The following is a 20,555-nucleotide window of genomic DNA, read 5'->3' as shown; positions in this document are numbered from 1 at the left end:
GTGGAAGGTCGCTCGAACGCGGGTGGAGATTACGGGGCGCGCGCCCCGAACCGAGCTAGCGTGCTACACGGCCGACGGCTTCCAGCCACGAGTGGAACCACCCACTCAACCGGTACGGGGAGGAAACTGTGGAGATACAGGTTCTGGGTCCATTGAGCGCCGACGTCAACGGGATCTCGATCGTCCCGACCGCGGGCAAACCGAGGCAGCTCCTCGCCCTGCTCGCCTTCTACCCGGGCCGGGTCATGACCGTGCCCACGCTCATGGAGGAGATCTGGGGCACCGACATGCCCCAGAGCGCCATGACGACCATGCAGACGTACATCCTTCAGCTGCGCCGCCGCCTCGGTACCGCCATGGGCCCGGACGCCCCCGGCACCGCCAAGGAGGTGCTGGCCACCCGGCACGGCGGGTACCTGCTCCAGATCCCGCCCGAGAGCGTCGACGTGCACCGCTACGAGCAACTGGCGACCGCCGGTCAGAGCGCGTTCGAGGAGGGCGACGACGCCCGGGCCGCCGGGCTGTTCCGGGACGCGCTGGCCATGTGGCAGGGACCGGCGCTGGTGGACGTCCGCGTGGGGCCGATCCTGGAGATCGAGGTGCTGCGGCTCGAGGAGAGCCGCCTGGGCACCGTGGAGCGCCGTATCGACGCCGACCTCCGGCTCGGCCGGCACGCCGAACTCATCGCGGAGCTGACGGACCTGGTGGCCCGTCACCCGCAGCACGAGGGCCTGCACTCGCAGGCCATGGTGGCGCTGTACCGCTCGGGCCGGCAGGCCACCGCGCTGGACGTCTACCGGCGGCTGCGCGGCCGGCTGATCGAGGAACTGGGCGTCGAGCCCTCGCCGCAGCTGCAACGGCTGCACCAGGCGATGCTCACCGTCGACCCGGCACTCGACCAGGTCTGCGGAGAGCGCCGCACCTCCACCTTCAACCTGTTCGCCGCCTGACCCGGGCGCGGCCCGGCCCGCGGTGCGGGCCTCGGGGACGCCGGATCCGCGGGACGGGCCCGGGTTCGGCGTCGGGTGGGGCGGGCCGCCGGCGGGAGCCGTGGTCCCGGTCGGCCGCCGGCCCCGCCGGCCCCGGCACAGATCGAGCACTCTTCGAACATTCCTCAAGTGCTTCGGCAGACCGTGAGTGGTGCCGAGCGGTGCACGCGCCGCCCCCGCCGAGCCCCGGAGGAGAACGAGCCGTGCCCGACTTCACCTACCCCGAGCTTCCGGTGGACGGGCTGCTGCGCACGGCAGCCGAGCGCCATCCGCACCGACTCGCCCTGCGCACCGCCCACGAGGCCCTGACCTTCGGCGAACTGGCCGTCCGGGCCGAGCGGATCGCCGCGTTCGTGGCGCAGGCCACCGGCGGCCGCCCCGGCGCCCGGGTCGCCGTCGCCAACGTCCTCGACCCCGTCTTCGCCGCCGCCTACCACGGCGTGATCGGCGCCGGCGCGACGGTGGTCCTGGTCAACCCGCTGATGGGGGAGGACGGACTGCGGCACGTGTGCGCCGCCTCCGGTGCCGAGCTGGCGCTGGTCCCGGCGGCGACCGCGGGCTCGCTGGCGAAGATGCGGCGCCTGCTGCCCTCGCTCGCCACCATCGCCGTGACCGATTCCCCGGCGGCACTGGTGCCACCCGGCTGCGTGGCGTTGCACACCGCCCTCGAGGAGGCGCCCGCCACCGGCGGCCGGCCGCCCGCCGACCTGGACGACGTCGCCTGCGTGCAGTTCACCACGGGGACCACCGGCCGCCCCAGAGGAGTGCGGCTCACCCACCGCAACGTGGTCGCCAACGCGCGGCAGACCGCGCTCGCCCACCTGCTGGGCAGCGACTCGGTCACCGTGAACCACCTGCCGCTGTACCACGTGATGCACCTCAACTCGGCCCTGTCCGCGGGCGCCTGCCAGGTGCTGTGCACCGATCCCGACCCGCTGGTCTCGCTCGCCGTGGCCGCGGGCACCGGCGCCACCCACTACTACGGGCTGCCCGCACGACTGCACCGCCTGGCAGCCGACGACCGCCTGCCCGGCACGCCGCCGCCTGCCCGGGGCGGCTCCCGGCTCACCGCCGTCCTCTCCGGCGGCTCACGGCTGCGCCCCGACGCCGCCACCACACTGCGCGACCTGCTGCGGGTACCGGTGATCCAGGGCTACGGCATGGCCGAACTGTCCCCGCTCACCCACTGCCAGCGGCCCGGCCTGGACCGGCCCGGAGCGGTCGGCGTCCCGGTGCCCGGCACCCGGTGCCGACTGGTCGACCCGGCCACCCGCCGCCCGGTCGACGTCTGGTCGACCGGGGAGGTCCAGGTCAAAGGCCCGCAGCTGATGGCCGGCTACCTCGGTGAGGACACCCCCGCCCGCACCGACGCGGACGGCTGGTTCTCCACCGGCGACATCGGCTACATCGACGGCGACGGAGCGCTGCGGCTGGTCGACCGGGCCGACGACATCTTCAAGTACGACAACGAGATCGTCTCGCCCAGCCGGATCGAGGAGATCCTCGCCACCGATCCGCGGGTCGCCGACTGCCTGGTCGCCGACTGGCCCGACGACACCCACGGCGGGCTCGTCTGGGCGGGCATCGTGCTGCGCGACACCCCGGGATCCGGCGACACCCCCGGATCCGGCGACACCCACGAGGTCCTCGACGTCCTCGACTCGATCACCGCCCGCGCCAACGAGCACCTCGCCCACTTCGAGCGGATCCGGCTGACCGAGGCGCTGGACGCCGTGCCCCGCACCCCCAACGGCAAGCCCGCCCGGCGCCTGGTGCGCCGCAGGCTCGCGCAGCAGGCCGCCTGCTGACCCGGCCGTCGCCCACCCCCTCCCGAGGAGCAGACCATGGTGACCTTCGTCAACAAGCTGACCGTGCACGGCGACATCGACGCCTTCCTCGCCGTCAAGGGACGGCTCACCTCCTACATGTCCGCCCAGCCCGGCTACGTCAGCCATCTGACGCTGCGTCACGCCGGTGAGCCCAACGTCTTCCTCGAACTCGCCGTGTGGAAGGACGCCGGGGCCCACCGCAGGGCCGTGCGCAGCGAGGAGTTCCAGTCCCTGGTCCAGGGCCTGGGCCCGCTGGCCACACCCGACCCGGCCCTGTACGAGATCGTCGAGGAGAGTGCCTGATGCCCGGCCGCGACCGGCCGCGGGCCGTCGTCGTCGGCGCGGGTCCCGTCGGCCTGACCGCCGCGCACGAACTCGCCCGCAGGGGCGTGACGGTGCGGCTCGTCGACGCCGCGCCCGGGCCCGCGCCGACCAGCCGGGCCGTGGCCGTGCACCCCCGGACCCTGGAGACGTTCGCGCAGATGGGCCTGGTCGACGACCTGCTGGCGCGGGGGCGGCGCAACCGCGCCTTCACGATGTACTCCGGCGGACGGCGCCTGGTGCGCCTGGAGGCCGACTACACGACGATGCCGACGTCCTACCCGTACACGCTGATCGTCCCGCAGACCGACACCGAGGCCGTCCTGCGCCGGGCCCTGGCCCGCCTCGGCGTCGCCGTCGAGTGGGGCGTGCGGCTCACCGGCTTCGAGCAGGACGGTGACGGGGTGAGCGTCCGGCTGCGCCGGGCCGACGGCACGCACGAGAGCGTGCGGACCTCCTGGCTGGTCGGCTGCGACGGCGGCCACAGCACCGTGCGCAGACAGCTCGGCCTGGAACTGCTGGGCGAGTCCAGCGAGACGTGGATGCTCGCCGACGCGCCCGTGGTGAGCGACCTGCCGCCCGACACCATCTACTGGACCCACACCGGCGGGCACGCCCTGATGATGGTGCCCTACGCCCGCGACGGGCACTGGCGGCTGCTGGACACCGCACCCGTGCCCGAGGGCGGCACCGCGCACCTCGCGGCGAAGCTGTCCAAGGGCCTCGGACGCGCGGTCCGGGTCGGTGAGCCCGAGTGGACGTCCGTGTTCACCTTCCAGCAGCGCATGGTCCGGCGGATGCACGACGGCCGCGTGTTCGTCGCGGGCGACGCCGCCCACGTGCACAGTCCGGCTTCCGGGCAGGGCATGAACACCGGCGTGCAGGAGGCGTACAACCTCGCCTGGAAGCTCGCCCAGGTCGATCGCGGCCACGCCGGTCGCGGCCTGCTCGACACCTACAGCGAGGAACGCGTGCCGATCGGTGAGGCCCTGCTGGGTTCCACCCGGACCGCGACCTTCCTCGTCCAGCTGAAGAATTTGTTCGCGTCGGCCGCGCTGCCGCTCGTCCTCGGCGTCGTGCGCTCCGTGCCCGCGCTGCGCCGCGCCGTCCAGCGCAAGGTCCTGGGCGGCATGTCCGGCCTGCGCATCGCGTACCCCGGCTCCCCTCTGACCACCGCCGCTCGGCGCCGGCACCTGACGGGCACGGGCAACGCGGCGGTCTCCGCGACCGTCCCGGCCCCCGGGCCCGCGCCCGGCCGGCGGATCACCGAGGCCGCAGTGCACCACCCCTCCTCGCCGGGCTGCCGGGCGCTGCACGAGGAACTGCGCGACCCGCGCTGGACGCTGCTGCACGTCGCGGGGGGCCCCGGAGCGGGCGGCGGGACCACCGCCGTGAGCCTCGACGCGGCCGTCCGGTACGGCGCGTGGCTGTCGGTGCGGACGGTGACCGGCACCCGCACCGACGGACCCGCCCCGCTGGCCGACCCCGACGCCCGGCTGCGGTCCGCGCTCGGCCTCGCACCCGGCTCCTGGCTGCTGGTACGCCCCGACGGCTACGTCGCGGCACGCGGCGAGGACCTCACCCGGCCCGCGCTGGACCGGGCGCTGGCCCCGCTGGGTCCTGAAGCCCGGCACCCCGTCCCCGCCACGGCCCCCATCCCCGGCGCGCACGGCGGACCGGTCGCGTCCTGACCCCCGCCCCCACTGCCGAAGTACTCGACGGACACGAAGAGAAGAGGTACCGAAGGTGGCGGCTGACCAGATGCACCGCACCTCCCACTCGGCCCGGGTGGACGCCCCGGCCGGCGTCGTCTACGGGCTGATCGCGGACGCGCGGCAGTGGCCGTTGTTCTTCCCCGAGAACGTGCACGTGGAGCGGCTGGAGTTCGACGGCGCCGCCGAACGGCTGCGGATGTGGGCGACGGCCGAAGGCCGGGTCAGGTCCTGGATCTCCGAGCGCGCCCTGGACCCCGGGACGCGGAGCGTGGAATTCCGGCAGACCCACCCCCAGCTCCCGGTGACGGCGATGAACGGGCTGTGGATCGTCGAGGAACGGCCGGACCAGTCCAGCCTGCTGACGCTGCGCCACGACTACACCGTGCACGCCCCCGGCGACGCGGCCTGGGTGGAGCGGCGTCTCGCCGCCAACGCCGAGGCGCAGATGGCGAGCATCGGCTCGCTCGCCGAGCGGTGGCGGCTCCTGGACGACCTCGTGCTGTCCTTCGAGGACGCCGTACGCATCGAGGCGCCGGCCGAGCACGTCTACGACTTCCTCCACCGGGTCGACCAGTGGCCCGCGCTGGTGCCGCACGTGCGACGGCTGGAGGTGACCGAGGACGTCCCCGGGGTGCAGCTCATGTCGATGGACACCCTGACCGCGGACGGGTCCGCCCACACCACCGAGTCGGTGCGCATCTGCTTCCCGCACGCCGGGCGCATCGTCTACAAGCAGACCGCGACGCCCGCCCTGATGGCAGCGCACACGGGGGAGTGGAACATCGTCCCCGACGCGGACGGGGTGACGGCCGTCGCCCAGCACAGCGTCGTGCTGCGCGAGGAGGCCGTGGAACGGGTCCTGGGCCGGGGCGCGGACCTCGCACAGGCCCGCCGCCACGTGCGCGAGGCCCTCGGACGCAACTCCACCGCGACCCTCCACCTGGCCAGGCAGCACGCCGAACGCCTGACCCGGCAGGGGTGACGACGGCCGGAGCCGGGACCCACGTGGAGGCAGCACGCCATGACCGTCGAGCTGACAGACACCGCCACCTTCCCCGAGCGGCACTTCGCCGCCCTGTACGCGCAGGCGCAGCACTTCTACCACCGGGAGATGCGGATCCTCGACACGCACGACACCGAGCGCTGGGCGGACACCTTCACCGAGGACGCCGTCCTCGAATTGCCCGGCCGTCCCGGCCCGGCGCCCGCACGGGCCGAGCTCCGCCGCTGGGCGCGCGCCGGGGCGCAACGGCAGCGACGGGCCGGCGGACGCCTGGACCACTTCGTCGGCAGGCTCGACGTACGGCCCCGGGCCGACGGGTCGCTGCGCACCCGCTGCTCGGCCCTGACGTACGTCACCGCGCCCGGCGGGGCTTCCCGCGTGCTGGCGGTGTGCGTCGTGGAGGACGTCCTGGTGCGCACCGGCAGCCGCTGGCGCATCGCGCACCGCCGGGTGACCCGCGACGACCTGGACTGAACCGCGCGCACCGACCCATCCCGGCCACGGGAGCGGGCGCGTACCCGGACCGAGCACAGCGGACAGCGAGGAGGCAGCCATGCCGGACGTCGGAGCACACCGGGCAGCGCAGCCGGGCACGGACGAGATCGCCTCCAGGGCGCGGGCGGAGGCGCTGGCGATGACCGGGCAGGGCACCGGCCGGGACCGTGACCCGGCGGGCGAACTGGCCGCCGCCGCCCTGCGGACGCACCGCACGCTGGTGCGCCGGCTCGGACGGGACGTGCCGCTGGCCGCCCTCGGTCCGGGCGCCGGCGTGTGCGGTCTGACCGCGTTCCTGGCGGTGTACGGCACCGAGCATCCGCCCGGCGGCGACGGCGGTGCGACACAGCGGTGAACTCGGCCGACATGTCGATGAGTTGACACGGGCCCACGCGGGACGCCCCGGGTGCGCGGACCGGCGCCCGCCGGTGTCGAGCGTGGCCCCGGCGCTGTGACCAGCACCGGGGCCGCGGCGCACGACGCCGGCGTCCGCCTCACGCGACCGGGGACGCTTCCTCCAGTGGCTGGCTGTGCCCCAGTTCCCGCTCCGCGCGCCGCAGGACGACCGAATCGGCGATCTCCCCGCTGCGCACCGCGATGTTCGACAGCAGCGCCGACGACAGGCCGTGGGTGTGCTCGGTCCCGCCCTGCAGATAGACGCCGCACGCCAGAGCCGTGGACGAGACGAGGCGGTAGTCGCGCTCCACCCGGTGCCGGCCGGACGCGTCGCGCAGAAAGTGCCGGTCGAAGTCACCGAGCAGCCGGGCCGGATCCAGGCCGTCGTACCCGCTGGCGAACACCAGGGCGTCCACGGCGAGTTCCTCGGTGTGCTCGTCCAGCACCGAGCACAGCGTCACCCGTGTCTCGTTGTCCCGCCGCTTCACCTCCGACACCCGGGTCAGGTTGCGGACGTGCAACCGCCGCACACCGCGCACCTCCTCGTCGTACACCCGCTGGTACAGGGCCCGGATGACGTCGGCGTCGACCACCGAGTAGTTGGTGTTGCGGTGGTAGCGCCAGAACGCCTCGCGGCCCTGCTCGGTGCCGAAGTAGTACGCGTCCACCGCGCCGGGGTCGAACACCTGGTTGGCGAAGGGGGTGTCGTCGGCGACGGAGTAGCCGTACGAGGGGATGATCGCGTGGACCTCGGCGTGCGGCAGCTCGTCGTGGAGGAACCGGGTGATCTCGGCCGCGCTCTGACCGGCACCGACCACCGCCACGCTCCCGAGGTCCCGCGGGTCGTGCGCGCGGAACCTGCGGAGGAACTCCGAGCTGTGCCAGACCCGGTCGTCGGCCGTCACGCCCTGGGGCAGCCGCGGCACCAGGCCCGTGGAGACGACCACGTTGCGCGCGGTGACCGTGCGGGTCGTGCCGTCACCGGTGCGCACCTCGACGCGCAGCAGTTCGGGCGGTGCCGACCCGTCGGTGACCGGCCGGACCGAGGTGACCTCGGTGCCGTAGCCCACCCGGTCGCGAAATGCGTCGGCCGCCCACTCCAGGTACTGGTGGAATTCCTGGCGGGTCGGATAGAAGTCCTGGTTGTTGACGAACTGCACGAGCCGGTTCTTGGCGTGCAGATAGGAGACGAAACTGAACCGGGACAGCGGGTTCCGGAAGGTCGCCAGATCCTTGAGGAACGAGATCTGCATCGTCGTCGACGGCAGCAGCATGTTCCGGTGCCAGCCGAATGACGGCTGGCGTTCGAAGAATTGGAATCGGACGGGCTGTTGCGGAGCGCTCGCCCCATGCTCCTCCAGGGCGATCGCGAGTGACAGGTTGGACGGGCCGAACCCGATTCCGACCAGGTCGTAGATCTCTTGGTCACGGCTACCCGTTATGCCCATAGAAAATTCTCCCGATTGCGTCTGGAAAACTCGGCCGGCGGCCCGAGGCATCGCTGTGCAGTGTGGCTCGGACGACATCTCGAAGGCAACTGGAGGACGGCTCGAGTCTCGCTGGAGCGACGGCACTTCCGGAAGCGTTGTCCTGCCGGCGGGACATCGTTACGGTCGGCCCGGATTCTCGAAATCCGACGGAAGAAGCCTTGAGGAAAGGGTGGCTCCGGATGTTCGTTCCCGACTTCTACCGCGAACCGGGCAGTTCCTGGATGGTGGACCTGGTCCGTGGAAATCCCCTGGCACTCGCCGTGTCCAACGGCGGCGCGGGCGACGGCCCGTTCGCCACGCACCTGCCCGTCATCTTCGACCCCGAGACGTCGGCCGACTGGTCCGGCGACCTGCGGGGCGCCACGCTGCTCGGCCACATGAACCGGGCCAATCCGCACTGGGCGGCGCTGGACGAAGGCGGCGTGCTGCTGCTGACGTTCACCGGCCCGCACTCCTACGTCTCACCGACGGTGTACCGGAAGACGCTGGCCGCCCCCACCTGGAACTTCACCGCGGTGCACGTCCGCGGCACGGTGGAGAAGATCACGACGACGGAGGAGACGCTGGGCGTGGTGGAGTCCACGGTGCGCGCCTTCGAGGGGGCGTTCGGCGACGGCTGGGACATGACCGGCTCGCTCGGCTACTTCCGCAAGATCGTACCCGCCGTGGGGGCCTTCCGCTTCACGGTGACCGGCGCCGACGGCATGTTCAAACTCAGCCAGGAGCAGCCGGGCGACGTGCGGGAGCGGGTACGGGAGTCGTTCGGGCAGAGCGGGTGCACCTACAAGCGGCAGACCGCCGAGCTGATGAGCCGGCTGCCGTGACGCGCCGCGGTCCCGGACGCCCGGGGCTCAGGCGCCGACGGCCACCGGCCGGGTCCGCCCGGCACGCCCGTCGGCGGAGCCGCCGGCGGCCGGCGCGCGCAGGACCTGCACGCCCGGGGGTCCGGCACGCTCCACGCGCTCCTCGAGGACGCCGAGGTCCTCGAGGGTGCTGGCGGCGGCGCTGTCCAGCGCGGTCGTCACCCACTGCTCGAAGTCGACGCCGAGCTGCTCGGCGGCGGCGTGCCAGCGCTGGAGCCGGCTGCCGCGCACCTCCAGGCGCCGGATCGGCTCGGCGGACCCCTCCGGCCGCCCACCGCCGTGGCGCTCGGCGCGGACGGCGGTGCGCAACTGCCGGGTGGTCCACTCCTCCCGCTCGGCGCGGTCCAGCCACCGGTCCTGCTCCTCGACCGTCAGGGAGGCCAGCTCCGCGTGGTGCTGGAAGCTCAGGGCGGCCCGGCGCCGGCCGAGCTCGAACCTGCGGGACACCCAGGCGTAGTTGCGCAGGGTCTGGTACGACAGGCCGGCGGTGCGGATGCCGCGCTGGTAGCGGTCGGTGTAGTGGTCCTTGCCGTAGACCAGCCAGTCGCCCAGCCACCACGAGGACGAGTCGAGGACGTCGGCGAGCTGGCGTCCGGCCCGCTCCCACTCCTCGAAGGCCATGCGCGACGGCATCTGCAGGCCCACCTTGGTCGTCAGCACCTGGCCCCCGCGCGGCCCGGCCGCCGCCGTTCGCGGCTGCCGGGGCGGGAGGGCGGCTGCCTGGCCGCTGTGCGGCTGCGGGGCGGTCCGACCGGCCTGACGCGTCATCATGCCTCCAGGGGAAGGTGCATTCGACTGGCCAGAATTCTCGCCTCCTTGGCTGGAGCGGCACTCGAACGGTTGCACACCCGGATGTCTGTGTGGCATGGGGCGCTGCACCGGTGCCTTTCCCCTCATCGGCCCTGCACAACGCCGGTGCGGGGCCCGGACGGCGACGTGCCGGGCACGGCCCCGGCCTGCGGGACCGCGCCCGGCTCGGATGCCGTTCGGACCGCCCTCAAGCCGCGGTCGGGGTCTCCTCGAGAACGTCGGACAGCGCTGCCCGCAAGCCGTCGACGAACACGTCCACCTCGCCGTCGGTCACGGTCAGCGGCGGGGCGAGCCGGATGACGTCCGGTGCCACCGCGTTCACCAACAGCCCCCGGTCCTGCGCCGCGCGCTGCACCCGCGCCGCGACCTCGTCACCGAGCACGACACCCAGCAGCAGGCCCGCACCGCGGATCTCCCGCACCAGTGGATGGGCCGGCAGCCGCAGGCCCCGGCGCAACCGCTCGCCGGCGCGGGTCACGGCCTCCAGGAGGCCGGCCTCCTCGATGGTGTCCAGGACCGCCAGGGCCGCCGCGCACACCACGGGGTTGCCGCCGAAGGTGGAGCCGTGCGTGCCGGGCGTCAGCAAGGCCGCCGCCGCGCCGAAGGCGAGCGTCGCGCCGATCGGCAGCCCGCCGCCCAGGCCCTTGGCCAGGGTGACGACGTCCGCCTCGACGCCCTCGGCCTCGGCCGCGAACCAGCGCCCGGTACGGCCGACGCCGGTCTGGATCTCGTCCAGCACGAGCAGGGTGCCGCTCGCCGCGGTGATCTCGCGTGCGGCCCGCAGATAGCCCGGCGGCGGCACGATCACACCGTTCTCCCCCTGGACGGGCTCCAGCACCGCCAGCGCGGTGCGGGTGCCGACGGCGGCGCGCAGCGCGTCGGCGTCCCCGTACGGCACGTGTGTGACGTCGCCCGGCAGGGGCCGGAACGGCCGCCGCTTGGCCTCCTGGCCGGTCAGGGCCAGCGCGCCCATCGTGCGGCCGTGGAATCCGCCGGTGGCGGCGACCAGGTGCGGGCGGCCCGTCAGCCGGCCGATCTTGAAGGCCGCCTCGTTGGCCTCGGCGCCCGAGTTGGAGAAGTACACCCGCCCCTCGCGCCCGGCCAGCCGCAGCAGGCGTTCGGCCAGGCGCACGGTCGGCTCGGCGATGAACAGGTTCGACACATGCCCGAGTGAGGCGATCTGCTCGCCCACGGCCCGGACGACCGCGGGGTGCGCGTGGCCGAGCGCGTTGACCGCGATGCCGCCGACGAAGTCGAGGTACTCCCGGCCCTCCGCGTCCCGCACCCAAGTGCCCCGGCCCTGGACGAGCGGCAGCCGGGGGGTGCCGAAGTTGTCCATGAGGGCGCCCCGCCAGCGGCGGGTCAGCGCCGCGTTGGCCCCGCCCGGATCCGCGCCGCCGCTCATGCCGTCGCCCCCTGGGCACCGACGTCGCCGGGGACGACGACGGTGCCGGTGCCACCGGTGAACAGCTGGAGGAGCAGGGCGTGTTCGACCCGGCCGTCGACGACGCGGGCGCTGCCCACCCCGTTGTTCACCGCGTGCAGGCAGCCCTCCATCTTGGGGATCATCCCGGAGGCCAGCCCCGGCAGCAGCGCGGCCAGTTCACCGGCGGTCAGCCGGCCGATCACCTCGTCGCTGTGCGGCCAGTTCCGGTACAGCCCCTCGACGTCGGTGAGGATCAGCAGCATCTCGGCACCGAGGGCGGCCGCGACCGCCGCGGCGGCGGTGTCGGCGTTGACGTTGAACACCCCGCCCTCGGCGGCGTCCTTGTCGTCCTCGGGCCGGGCGATGGAGGAGATGACCGGGATGCGGCCGTGCTCGATCAGGTCCCGCACGATCCCGGCGTCCACCCGGGCGACCTCGCCGACGCGGCCGATGTCGACGGGCGTGCCGTCCTTGTCCGCGTAGCGCTTGACGGCGGTCATCAGACGGGCGTCCTCACCCGTGAGGCCCACCGCGTGCGGGCCGTGCGCGTTGAGCAGGCCGACCAGTTCGCGCTGCACCTGCCCGGCGAGCACCATGCGCACGACGTCCATGGTCTCCTCGGTGGTGACCCGCAGCCCGCTCTCGAACCGGGACTCCAGCCCCAGGCGGCCGAGTTGCGCGCTGATCTGCGGGCCGCCGCCGTGCACCACGACCGGGCGCAGCCCCGCGTGCAGCAGGTACAGCACGTCCATGGCGAAGGCCGTCTTCAGGTCGTCGTCGACCATGGCGTGGCCGCCGAACTTGATGACGACCGTCTTGCCGCGATGGCGCGCCATGAACGGCAGCGCCTCGACGAAGGAGGGGACCGGTTGCGCGGGCGGTGAAGCGCTCATGAGGAGTACTCGCTGTTCTCGTGGACGTAGGCGGCGGTGAGGTCGTTGGTCCAGATGACGGCGCCGTGCGGACCGGCGGCGAGGTCCACGGTGATGCGGACGGTGCGGCCGCTCATGTCGACCAGCGCGCGGTCCTCGCCGACCCCGCCGTGTCTGCAGACCCACACGTCGTTGACGGCGACGCTCAGCCGGTCCGGGTCGAAGGCGGCCGAGGTGGTGCCGACGGCGGACAGGACGCGGCCCCAGTTGGGATCCTCGCCGTGCACGGCGCACTTGAGGAGGTTGCTGCGGGCCACGGAGCGGCCCGCCTCGACCGCGTCGTCCTCGTCGGCGGCGCCGACGACCTCGACGCGGATCTCCTTGCTCGCGCCCTCGGCGTCGCCGACGAGCCGGGCGGCCAGATCTGCGCACACCTCCCGCACGGCCCGCGCGAACACCTCGTACGCGGGAGTGACGCCGGAGGCGCCGGACGCCAGCAGGAGCACGGTGTCGTTGGTGGACATGCAGCCGTCGGAGTCGACCCGGTCGAACGTGACCCGGACGGCCTCCCGCAGCGCCCGGTCGAGCACACCGGCCTCGACGTCGGCGTCCGTGGTGATCACGGCCAGCATGGTGGCCAGTCCCGGGGCGAGCATCCCGGCGCCCTTGGCCATGCCGCCCACCGTCCAGCCGTCCCGGGTCAGGGCGGCCGTCTTGGGCACGGTGTCGGTGGTCATGACGGCCCGGGCCGCGTCCTCGCCGCCGGACACCGACAACCGGAGGGCGGCCTCGTCGACGCCGGGCAGCAGCCGGTCCATGGGCAGCGGCACGCCGATCAGACCGGTGGAGCAGACCGCCACGTCGCAGGCGTCCAGGCCGAGCCGCTCGGCGGCCCGCTCCGCGGTGGCACACGTGTCGTGGAAGCCCTGTGGGCCGGTGCAGGCGTTGGCGCCGCCGGAGTTGAGCACGACCGCGCGCAGCGAGCCGTCGGCGAGAACCTGCCGGGACCACCGGACCGGCGCCGCCTGCACGCGGTTGGAGGTGAACACGCCCGCTGCCGCGCGCCGCGGCCCCGTGCCGACGACGAGAGCCGTGTCGAGGGCGCCGTCGGGTTTGATGCCGGCGGCGACGCCCGCCGCGGTGAAACCTCGTGCTGCGGTGACGCTCACGGTGCGACTCCGATCGTGGACAGTCCCAGATGCTCGGGCAGGCCCAGGGCGATGTTCATGCTCTGCACGGCCCCGCCCGCGGTGCCCTTGGTCAGGTTGTCGAGGGCGCTGATCGCGATGATCCGCCCGGCGGCCGGGTCGAGGGCCACCTGGACCTGCGCGGTGTTGGACCCGTACACCGCCGCGGTGCTCGGCCACTGCCCCTCGGGCAGCAGCCGCACGAACGGCTCGTCGGCCAGCGACTTGCCGTACGCCGCCCGCACGTCCTGCGCGTCCACCCCGGGCCGCGCGGCGGCGGAGCAGGTGGCGAGGATGCCGCGGGACATGGGCGCCAGGGTCGGTGTGAAGGAGACGGCGACCCGGTGGCCCGCCACGGCAGCCAGGTGCTGCGCCATCTCCGGTGTGTGCCGGTGGCCGCCGCCCACGCCGTAGGGCCGCATGGCGCCCATGACCTCGCTGCCCATCAGGTCCGCCGCGGGTGCCCGTCCGGCCCCCGACGTGCCGGACGCCGCGACCACCACCGCCTCGGGTTCGGCCAGGCCGGCCGCGAACGCGGGGAACAGCGCCAGCAGCACCGCGGTGGGGTAGCAGCCCGGTACGGCGATGCGCCGGGAACCGGCCAGCGCCGCCCGGGCGCCGGGCAGTTCGGGCAGTCCGTAGGGCCAGGTGCCCGCGTGCGGGGTGCCGTAGAAGGTCTCCCAGTCGGCGGGGTCCGCCAGGCGGAAGTCCGCGGCGCAGTCGACGACGAGGGTGTCGTCGCCGAGCCGGCGCGCGATCTGCGCCGACCGGCCGTGCGGCAGGGCGAGGAAGACGACGTCGTGTCCGGCGAGGGTCTCGGCGGTGGTGGGCAGCACCTCCCGCCCCGCCAGCGGGACCAGATGCGGCTGCGTCTCACCCAGCCGCCGGCCCGCGCCGGAGTGGCCGGTCAGCGCGCCGATCTCCACGCCGGGGTGGGCCAGCAGCAGGCGCAGCAGTTCGCCTCCCGCATATCCGCCGGCTCCGGCGACGGCTGCTCGCACGGTCATGAGCCCTCCTGGGGGCAGGCAGGTCGTTCACACGTCGAGGGGGATGTGTCACGGCGTCAGCCGGACGGGGTGGCGCAGAACTCGGCGTTCAGGGTGGGCAGCAGCTGGGAGACCTCCCAGTCGCCGTTGTAGTTGAAGGTGAGCTGGTGACGGCCGTCCTCCGTGGTGGCGACGAACGTGAGGGAGCCGACCGTGCCCCCGTCGTGGTACCAGAGCGTCTCGCCGCAGCCCATCTCGAGCCGCTCGATGCCCAGCCCGTAGGAGGAGATGGGCAGATCGGGGTTGACCACGGTCGTCTTCAGCTCCGCGAGCTGCCGCGGCGGCAGCAGCCTGCCCCGCATCAGCGCCCGGAAGAAGCGGTTCAGGTCGCGGCTGCTGGAGACGATGTCGCCGTCGCCCCAGACCTGCGAGCCGTGGAACTCGGTGACGTCGTCGATCCGGTCCGGCTGCGTGTCGAAGAACAGCTTGGAGTATCCGCGCCCGCTCGGCCGGGGCAGGCCGGTGCCCGCGCCGGGGTGGGAGGTCGCCTTCAGCCCCAGCGGCTCGATGATGCGCCGGCGCACCTCGTTCTCGTAGGAGGTGCCGCCGACCTTCTGGACGATCAGCGCCGCCAGCAGGTCGTTGGTGTGGGAGAAGGCGTGCCGGGCGCCGGGGGCGAACTGCGGCGGGTGGGCCAGCGCCACGTCCAGGCGCTGCCCGGCCGTCAGGGGCTCGTACCGGTGCTTCAGGAAGCCGTCGCCCAGGACGTACGTGCGGTAGTAGGCCGGCTCGGAGAGGTAGTCGAACAGGCCGCTGGTGTGGTTGAGGAGCCGGCGCACGGTGATGGTGCGGCCGTCGTTGCCGTTGCCCGTGACCACGCCGGGCAGATGGCGCTCGACGGTGTCGTCCAGCGACAGCTTCCCCTCCGCCGCCATCTGCAGCAAAACCGTCGCCACGAAGGTGTTGGTGATGCTGCCGACGCGGAAACGGTCCCGGGCGCCGCGGGCCTCGCCCGTGCGCAGGTCGCCGACGCCCACCGCCGTGCGCCAGACACCGTCGGCGTCCCGTGCCTCGGCGGCGACACCGGGGACCCCGGCCCGGACGGCCGCCTCGATGGCCTGCCGGGTCCCCTCGTGCCCGGCGCCCCCGGCACGCGTGTCCCGGGCCGCCCGGGCGGTGCCCGTCAGCGCCGTGGCCGTGATCAGCACGGCCGCCAGAGCGGCCAGGCCGGCTCTCGGCCTCGTCCGTATCGTCATGTTCCCCACTCCCCGTTGTGTGCGTGGTGCGTCATCGACCGAGGTCGTCCGTGGCCCGGGTGCACCCCGGGCGGGTGGCTCGCCCTGCGCCGCGTCGCCGGCCGCCCGGGGCGGCTCCGCCGTCGCGGCGTTTCCGGGCGGGTGCGGCACAGCGGAACGGCGGACGGCTGTGTGCGTGTGGAAGCTGGCCGGCGCGGCGGCGCGGGCGGGCGTGCCGCTCGTGCCGGGTGGCGTCACGGCCCCGGCCGTGGCGTGCGCCGCGGCGGAGGGCTCAGCGCTGCGACGACCGCGCCCGCGGCCCGGGCCGTCGGGGCCGCTTACGGCTGCCCGAACCAGTGACGGGACCGTGCGCGCGGGGCCGGTCCGCAGTCGTGCGATCGCGCCCGGGAACGCCCCGGCAGCCGTGTCGTGCGGCCGCCGGCCCGGGTCGTTGTACGGGCGACAGGGCGGAATGCTGGCACACGGGCCGGGGTGAAGTACAGGCGATCGAGCGGCTGTCGAGCCGGTCGTGGCAGCCGTTCGCACAGGGGCCTGTCCGCCCTTGAAGCGCCGGCGGCCGAGTCCCTACGGTGACGTGGCAACGCCGAGGCCGCCCCCGACGCCCGGTGTCCCGTCGACCGGACAGGCAGTGTCCCGTCGACCGGACAGACCGGCCGCGGCCCCGCCCGGTGCCGTCCCGCACCGGCCCGGCGACATCCCGACCCCAGTCACACCCTGACGACCAAGGACGGTGCCCAGGTGAGCACGAACCCCTTCGACGACGACAACGGCCGCTTCTACGTCGTGGTCAACGACGAGGAGCAGCACTCGCTGTGGCCGGCGTTCGCCGACGTGCCCGCCGGCTGGCGGGTGGTCTTCGGCGAGGCGGCCAGGCCCGAGTGCCTGGAGTACGTCGAGCAGAACTGGACCGACCTGCGCCCCAGGAGCCTGCGGGAGGCCATGGCGGCCGACTGAGCGCCGCGCCGTCGGCCCCGCACGTTCCAGCAAGCACTCTGAGTAAGGAGAACAAGGTGGTGAGCAGCGCTGTGAAACCCCCGAGCGCGAGATCTGCGGCGGGTCGTGGTGAGCCCGCGCAGCGCGATGTGGTGCTGCCCTTCGTGGGGTCCCAGGCCACGGTGCGCACGACGGGGATGATCTTCCCGGAGAACCTGCCGGAGCGGTCCTGGGAGCGCATCGGCAGCAATCTGCGCGAGCTGGTGAACTCCTCCGCGTGGTGGCTCGCCGACTGGCTGATCTACGGGGAGACCACCTACGGCTGGCGGCGGTACAAGGAGGCCATCGAGCGGACCGGGCTGGACTACCAGACCCTGCGCAACTACGCGTGGGTGGCCCGGCGCTTCGAGCACCACCGCAGGCGCGACGGCCTCAGCTTCGCCCACCACGCCGAGGTGACCCGCCTGTCGCCGCCGGAACAGGACTACTGGCTGCGCAAGGCCGAGCAGCAGAAGTGGTCGCGCAACGAACTGCGCCGGGCGGTCCGCGCGGGCCTGGCCGTGCAGAACGGCACCGCCGAGGCGTCCGAGGGCGGCGCCGACGAACAGCGGGAGGTGCCGCGGCTGGCCGGTGCGGCGGCCGGCAAGCGGCGGCAGAAGGTCACCACCCTGACCATCGAGCTGTCCGCGGCCCAGCTCGACCACTGCGCCAAGGCGGCTGCCGCGCACGGCCTGCCCGTCGCCCAGTGGGCGGCCCGGATGCTCGAGAGCGCCGACCTCCCCGCCGCCGAACGGCGCACCGCCTAGCGCCACCACCGCCCAGCGGCACCACCGCCCGAGCCCGCGCGCCCGGCGGAGCGTCCGACCGGACACCCCTCACAACGGAGCCAGTTGATGATCCTTCAGGGAAAGCGGGTCGCCCTGCCCTCCGCGCCCGTCGTCCACCGGCGGTTCGAGGAACACGCGGCCGCCACCCCCGACGCCGTCGCCGTCGTGCACGCCGGCCGGCAGCTGACATACGCGCAGCTGGATGCGGAGGCGAACCGTTTCGCGCACTTCCTCAGCGCCCGCGGACACGGCCGCGGCGCCAAGGTCGGCGTCTGCCTCGACTACTCGCCCGACATGCTCGTCGCCATCCTCGGCACGCTGAAGGCGGGCGCCGCCTACGTGCCGTTCGACCCGGCCTACCCGCCGGCCCGCCTGCACCTGCTGCTCGGCCAGGTCCCCGGCCTCGCCCTGATCGTCACCTCCCCGGCGACCACGGCGATGGTCAGCTCCGCGGACGTGGACAGCGTCGACCTCGCACAGCTCGCCGGCCGGCTGGCGGACCTGCCGGCCACCGCGCCCGGCACCGACGTCACCGGCGACGACGTGTGCTACGCCGTCTTCACCTCCGGCTCCACCGGGACACCGAAGCTGACGGCCGTGCGCCACGAGGGCTGGTTCAACCTCATGAACTGGCTGCAACTGGAGTACGGCCTGCACAGCGGATCGCACAACCTCGTGGTCAGCGCCTTCGGCTTCGACCTGTCCCAGCGCGCCCTGATGACCCCGCTGTTCTGCGGCGCCACCCAGTACCTGCCGGCCAGCCGCAACTTCGACGCCATGATGGCCTACCGCCTGCTGAGCGAGCACGACATCCGCGTGGTGCACTGCGCCTCCAGCACCCTGTACGTGCTGGTGGACTGGGAGAAGGCCCGCGGCGGCCACGCCCTGGCCGGTCTCGACCACGTCCTGTTCGGCGGTGAGGCGCTCAAGGCCGAACGGCTCGCCGACTGGGCACGGCGCGAGGACAACACCTGCACGCTGCTGCACCAGTACGGCGTCGCCGAGTGCACCGACGTGGCGACCTCCTACGACCTGGCCGCCCACCGGCCCGGCGAGCAGGACGTCCCGCCGGTCGGCCGGCCCGCCTACAACACCGACATCCACCTCCTGGACGAGGACCTCCGCCACGTCGCGCCGGGGGAGCGGGGCGAGATCTGCATCGCCGGCGCCGGTGTCGGCGCGGGATACCTCAACGCCGGTCCCGAGAACGGGAGGTTCACCACCGTCGAGGCCGGCGGCGAGCAGGTCGCGATCTACCGCACCGGCGACCGCGGCTACGTGACCGAGGCGGGCGACCTCGTCGTCCTGGGCCGGATCGACGCCCAGGTCAAGGTGCGCGGCATGCGCATCGACCCCACCGACGTCGAACGCGCCCTCGCCCGGCTGGACGGCGTGCGCGAGGCCGCCGTGGCGGTCACCCGCGACAGCGCCGGAGACGCCGAGCTGACCGCGTTCCTCGTCCCCGCCGGCGACGGTCTCGACGCCGACGACGTACGCGCGCGGCTGCTGCGCACGCTGCCGCGGAACATGGTCCCCGCCCGCTTCCTGACCATCGCGCGGCTCCCGCTCAGCCCGCACGGGAAGGTCGACCGCGCCGCCCTGGCCGAGCTCTGCCGCCCGCCCCGCGCCGAGAGCGGCACGGCGGCCTAGCCGGCGGCCGCGAACGACAACCGAGAGGACAGCGATGACTGCCGACCGCGTGGGCGCCATCTGGCGCCGGGAGTTCCAGCGCGACGACATCCGGCCCGACGACGACTTCTTCGCCCTCGGCGGCGACTCCCTGGTCATGGTGCGGATCCAGGGCGCCTACATCGAGGAACTGGGCGTGGAGGTGCCGATGGACCAGATGTTCCTCAACCCGACGGTGGCGTCCATCTCCGCCTACATCGAATCCCAGGCCGCGGCCACCGCGCCGTAGCCGTTCCGTGCCGGGAACCACCGGCAAGAGAGGCGCGCCATGTACGACGTCATTGTCATCGGTGCCCGTTGTGCGGGATCGCCGACCGCCATGCTGTTCGCGCGGCAGGGCTACCGCGTGCTGCTGCTGGAGAAAGCGCGCTTCCCGCAGGACACGCTCTCCTCGCACTACCTGCACATGCAGGGCGTGGCACTGCTCGACCGGTGGGGGCTGCTCGACCGCGTGCGCGCCTCGGGCGCCCAGCCGATCACCCACCAGATCTACCAGGGCCCCGACGTGCGCATCGAGGGCTTCTCCCTGCCGATCGACGGCCTGAGGACCACGTACGCGCCGCGCCGCTACGTCCTGGACCCGATCCTCGCCGAGGGCGCCGTCGCCTCCGGCGTCGACTTCCGCCAGGGCTGCGCGGTCAAGGACCTGGTGTGGGAGGGCGACCGGGTCGTCGGGGTGCGCTGCACCACGCCCGGCGGCACCGAGACCACCGAGCGCGCGCGCCTGGTCGTCGGTGCCGACGGCATGCGCTCGCTGGTGGCCCGCAAGGCCGGCGCCGAGAACGTCGTCGAGCACCCGCGCATGACCACCACCTACTACAGCTACTGGTCGGGCGTCCCGGCCGACTTCGAGCTGTACGAGCGGCCGGGCCGCTGGATCGGCGTGCTGCCCACCAACGACGACCTCACCCTGCTCATGGCGTACTTCCCGCAGGCCGACTACCACCAGGTCCGCAGGAACGCCGAGCCCGCCTACCTCGACGCCTTCCGCACCACCGCCCCCCAGCTGTACGAGCGGATGCAGTCCGGCAGGCGCGAGGAACAGCTGTACGGCACGGGCCACCAGGAGAACTACTTCCGCAAGGCCTACGGACCGGGCTGGGTGCTGGTGGGCGACGCGGTGAACCACAAGGACTCCATCACCGCCCGCGGCATCACCGAGGCCTTCGTCCAGGCGCAGTCCCTCACGACCCTGGTCGGCGACCGGCTGCACGAGGACGCCGCGCTCGCGACGGCGCTCAGGCGCTACGAGAACGAGCTGGGCAACGAGGCCCTCAACCACTACCAGGGCGCGCTGAACGTGGCCGAGCTCAAACCCGAGGGCCGCACGGAGATGCTCCGCAAGCTGGTCGGGCACCAGGACCACATCGACCGGTACTTCTCCACGCTGTCCGGGGCCATCTCCATCGACGACTTCTACAACGACGAACTCCTGACCCTCCTCGACAGCTGAGCGACGACCCCGCTT

Annotated in this window: 20 protein-coding genes; 13 read left to right on the top strand and 7 right to left on the bottom strand. The window is 73.5% G+C overall.

The window, feature by feature from the left end:
* Positions 1 to 128: 128 nt before the first annotated feature.
* The 7 genes from ACH4C6_RS05320 (at position 129) to ACH4C6_RS05290 (ending at position 6,707) form a co-directional block, all read left to right on the top strand.
* Positions 129 to 950: a BTAD domain-containing putative transcriptional regulator gene (locus ACH4C6_RS05320; RefSeq protein WP_398107171.1), complete on the top strand. Its 822-nt coding sequence runs from the start codon at positions 129 to 131 to the stop codon at positions 948 to 950.
* 242 nt (positions 951 to 1,192) lie between these two features.
* A complete protein-coding gene (locus ACH4C6_RS05315) occupies positions 1,193 to 2,797 on the top strand; it encodes a class I adenylate-forming enzyme family protein (protein WP_398107170.1) in 1,605 nt (534 codons plus the stop codon).
* A 36-nt stretch (positions 2,798 to 2,833) separates the two neighbouring features.
* Entirely contained in the window at positions 2,834 to 3,121 is a 288-nt protein-coding gene (locus tag ACH4C6_RS05310; RefSeq protein WP_398107169.1) for an antibiotic biosynthesis monooxygenase family protein, read from the top strand.
* Positions 3,121 to 4,830, top strand: a complete 1,710-nt coding sequence (locus ACH4C6_RS05305; RefSeq protein ID WP_398107168.1) for an FAD-dependent oxidoreductase — start codon at positions 3,121 to 3,123, stop codon at positions 4,828 to 4,830. The genes ACH4C6_RS05310 and ACH4C6_RS05305 overlap by 1 nt, the downstream gene beginning before the upstream one ends.
* Positions 4,831 to 4,885: 55 nt before the next feature.
* Positions 4,886 to 5,836, top strand: a complete 951-nt coding sequence (locus tag ACH4C6_RS05300) for an aromatase/cyclase (RefSeq protein ID WP_398107167.1) — start codon at positions 4,886 to 4,888, stop codon at positions 5,834 to 5,836.
* A gap of 39 nt (positions 5,837 to 5,875) precedes the next feature.
* Positions 5,876 to 6,331 carry a nuclear transport factor 2 family protein gene (locus ACH4C6_RS05295; RefSeq protein WP_398107166.1) on the top strand — a complete coding sequence of 152 codons (456 nt, stop codon included), beginning with the start codon at positions 5,876 to 5,878 and terminating at the stop codon, positions 6,329 to 6,331.
* 79 nt (positions 6,332 to 6,410) lie between these two features.
* Complete coding sequence (locus ACH4C6_RS05290) at positions 6,411 to 6,707, top strand: hypothetical protein (protein ID WP_398107165.1); 297 nt, start codon at positions 6,411 to 6,413, stop codon at positions 6,705 to 6,707.
* Positions 6,708 to 6,846: 139 nt separating this feature from the next.
* Here the strand turns inward: ACH4C6_RS05290 and ACH4C6_RS05285 are convergent, their stop codons facing one another.
* Positions 6,847 to 8,196 carry a lysine N(6)-hydroxylase/L-ornithine N(5)-oxygenase family protein gene (locus ACH4C6_RS05285; protein WP_398107164.1) on the bottom strand — a complete coding sequence of 450 codons (1,350 nt, stop codon included), beginning with the start codon at positions 8,194 to 8,196 and terminating at the stop codon, positions 6,847 to 6,849.
* Between the two features lie 221 nt (positions 8,197 to 8,417).
* On the opposite strand from ACH4C6_RS05285, the gene ACH4C6_RS05280 reads away from it, so the two are divergent.
* The gene (locus tag ACH4C6_RS05280; RefSeq protein WP_398107163.1) at positions 8,418 to 9,062 is read left to right on the top strand and encodes an FMN-binding negative transcriptional regulator; all 645 of its coding nucleotides are present in this window, start codon (positions 8,418 to 8,420) and stop codon (positions 9,060 to 9,062) included.
* A gap of 27 nt (positions 9,063 to 9,089) precedes the next feature.
* Here ACH4C6_RS05280 and ACH4C6_RS05275 read toward each other — a convergent pair whose 3' ends face one another.
* The 6 genes from ACH4C6_RS05275 to ACH4C6_RS05250 all read right to left on the bottom strand — a co-directional run bounded on the left by ACH4C6_RS05275 (position 9,090) and on the right by ACH4C6_RS05250 (position 15,638).
* Complete coding sequence (locus ACH4C6_RS05275) at positions 9,090 to 9,872, bottom strand: LmbU family transcriptional regulator (RefSeq protein ID WP_398107162.1); 783 nt, start codon at positions 9,870 to 9,872, stop codon at positions 9,090 to 9,092.
* Between the two features lie 226 nt (positions 9,873 to 10,098).
* Positions 10,099 to 11,316: an acetylornithine transaminase gene (locus ACH4C6_RS05270; protein WP_398107161.1), complete on the bottom strand. Its 1,218-nt coding sequence runs from the start codon at positions 11,314 to 11,316 to the stop codon at positions 10,099 to 10,101.
* On the bottom strand, positions 11,313 to 12,230 hold the full coding sequence (argB, locus tag ACH4C6_RS05265; RefSeq protein WP_398107160.1) for an acetylglutamate kinase: 918 nt from the start codon (positions 12,228 to 12,230) through the stop codon (positions 11,313 to 11,315). Before argB ends, ACH4C6_RS05270 begins: the two co-directional genes overlap by 4 nt.
* Positions 12,227 to 13,378: a bifunctional glutamate N-acetyltransferase/amino-acid acetyltransferase ArgJ gene (gene argJ, locus ACH4C6_RS05260; RefSeq protein WP_398107159.1), complete on the bottom strand. Its 1,152-nt coding sequence runs from the start codon at positions 13,376 to 13,378 to the stop codon at positions 12,227 to 12,229. The genes argB and argJ overlap by 4 nt, the downstream gene beginning before the upstream one ends.
* Positions 13,375 to 14,403, bottom strand: coding sequence for an N-acetyl-gamma-glutamyl-phosphate reductase (gene argC / locus ACH4C6_RS05255; RefSeq protein ID WP_398107158.1), 1,029 nt, complete (start codon positions 14,401 to 14,403; stop codon positions 13,375 to 13,377). Before argC ends, argJ begins: the two co-directional genes overlap by 4 nt.
* Positions 14,404 to 14,459: 56 nt before the next feature.
* Positions 14,460 to 15,638 carry a serine hydrolase domain-containing protein gene (locus ACH4C6_RS05250; RefSeq protein WP_398107157.1) on the bottom strand — a complete coding sequence of 393 codons (1,179 nt, stop codon included), beginning with the start codon at positions 15,636 to 15,638 and terminating at the stop codon, positions 14,460 to 14,462.
* A gap of 738 nt (positions 15,639 to 16,376) precedes the next feature.
* Here ACH4C6_RS05250 and ACH4C6_RS05245 point away from each other — a divergent pair.
* The 5 genes from ACH4C6_RS05245 to ACH4C6_RS05225 all read left to right on the top strand — a co-directional run bounded on the left by ACH4C6_RS05245 (position 16,377) and on the right by ACH4C6_RS05225 (position 20,540).
* Positions 16,377 to 16,592, top strand: coding sequence for an MbtH family protein (locus ACH4C6_RS05245; protein WP_398107156.1), 216 nt, complete (start codon positions 16,377 to 16,379; stop codon positions 16,590 to 16,592).
* Positions 16,593 to 16,651: 59 nt separating this feature from the next.
* On the top strand, positions 16,652 to 17,377 hold the full coding sequence (locus ACH4C6_RS05240; protein ID WP_398107155.1) for an LmbU family transcriptional regulator: 726 nt from the start codon (positions 16,652 to 16,654) through the stop codon (positions 17,375 to 17,377).
* Between the two features lie 87 nt (positions 17,378 to 17,464).
* Complete coding sequence (locus tag ACH4C6_RS05235; RefSeq protein WP_398107154.1) at positions 17,465 to 19,048, top strand: amino acid adenylation domain-containing protein; 1,584 nt, start codon at positions 17,465 to 17,467, stop codon at positions 19,046 to 19,048.
* 34 nt (positions 19,049 to 19,082) lie between these two features.
* Positions 19,083 to 19,316: an acyl carrier protein gene (locus tag ACH4C6_RS05230; protein WP_398107153.1), complete on the top strand. Its 234-nt coding sequence runs from the start codon at positions 19,083 to 19,085 to the stop codon at positions 19,314 to 19,316.
* Between the two features lie 39 nt (positions 19,317 to 19,355).
* Positions 19,356 to 20,540, top strand: a complete 1,185-nt coding sequence (locus ACH4C6_RS05225; protein ID WP_398107152.1) for an NAD(P)/FAD-dependent oxidoreductase — start codon at positions 19,356 to 19,358, stop codon at positions 20,538 to 20,540.
* The last annotated feature ends 15 nt before the right edge of the window (positions 20,541 to 20,555 follow it).

The sequence above is a fragment of the Streptomyces sp. NPDC017943 genome, from assembly GCF_044328425.1.
In the GTDB taxonomy this organism is placed as follows: Bacteria; Actinomycetota; Actinomycetes; order Streptomycetales; family Streptomycetaceae; genus Streptomyces; species Streptomyces djakartensis_A.
This window is presented reverse-complemented; position numbering and strand designations above follow the sequence as displayed.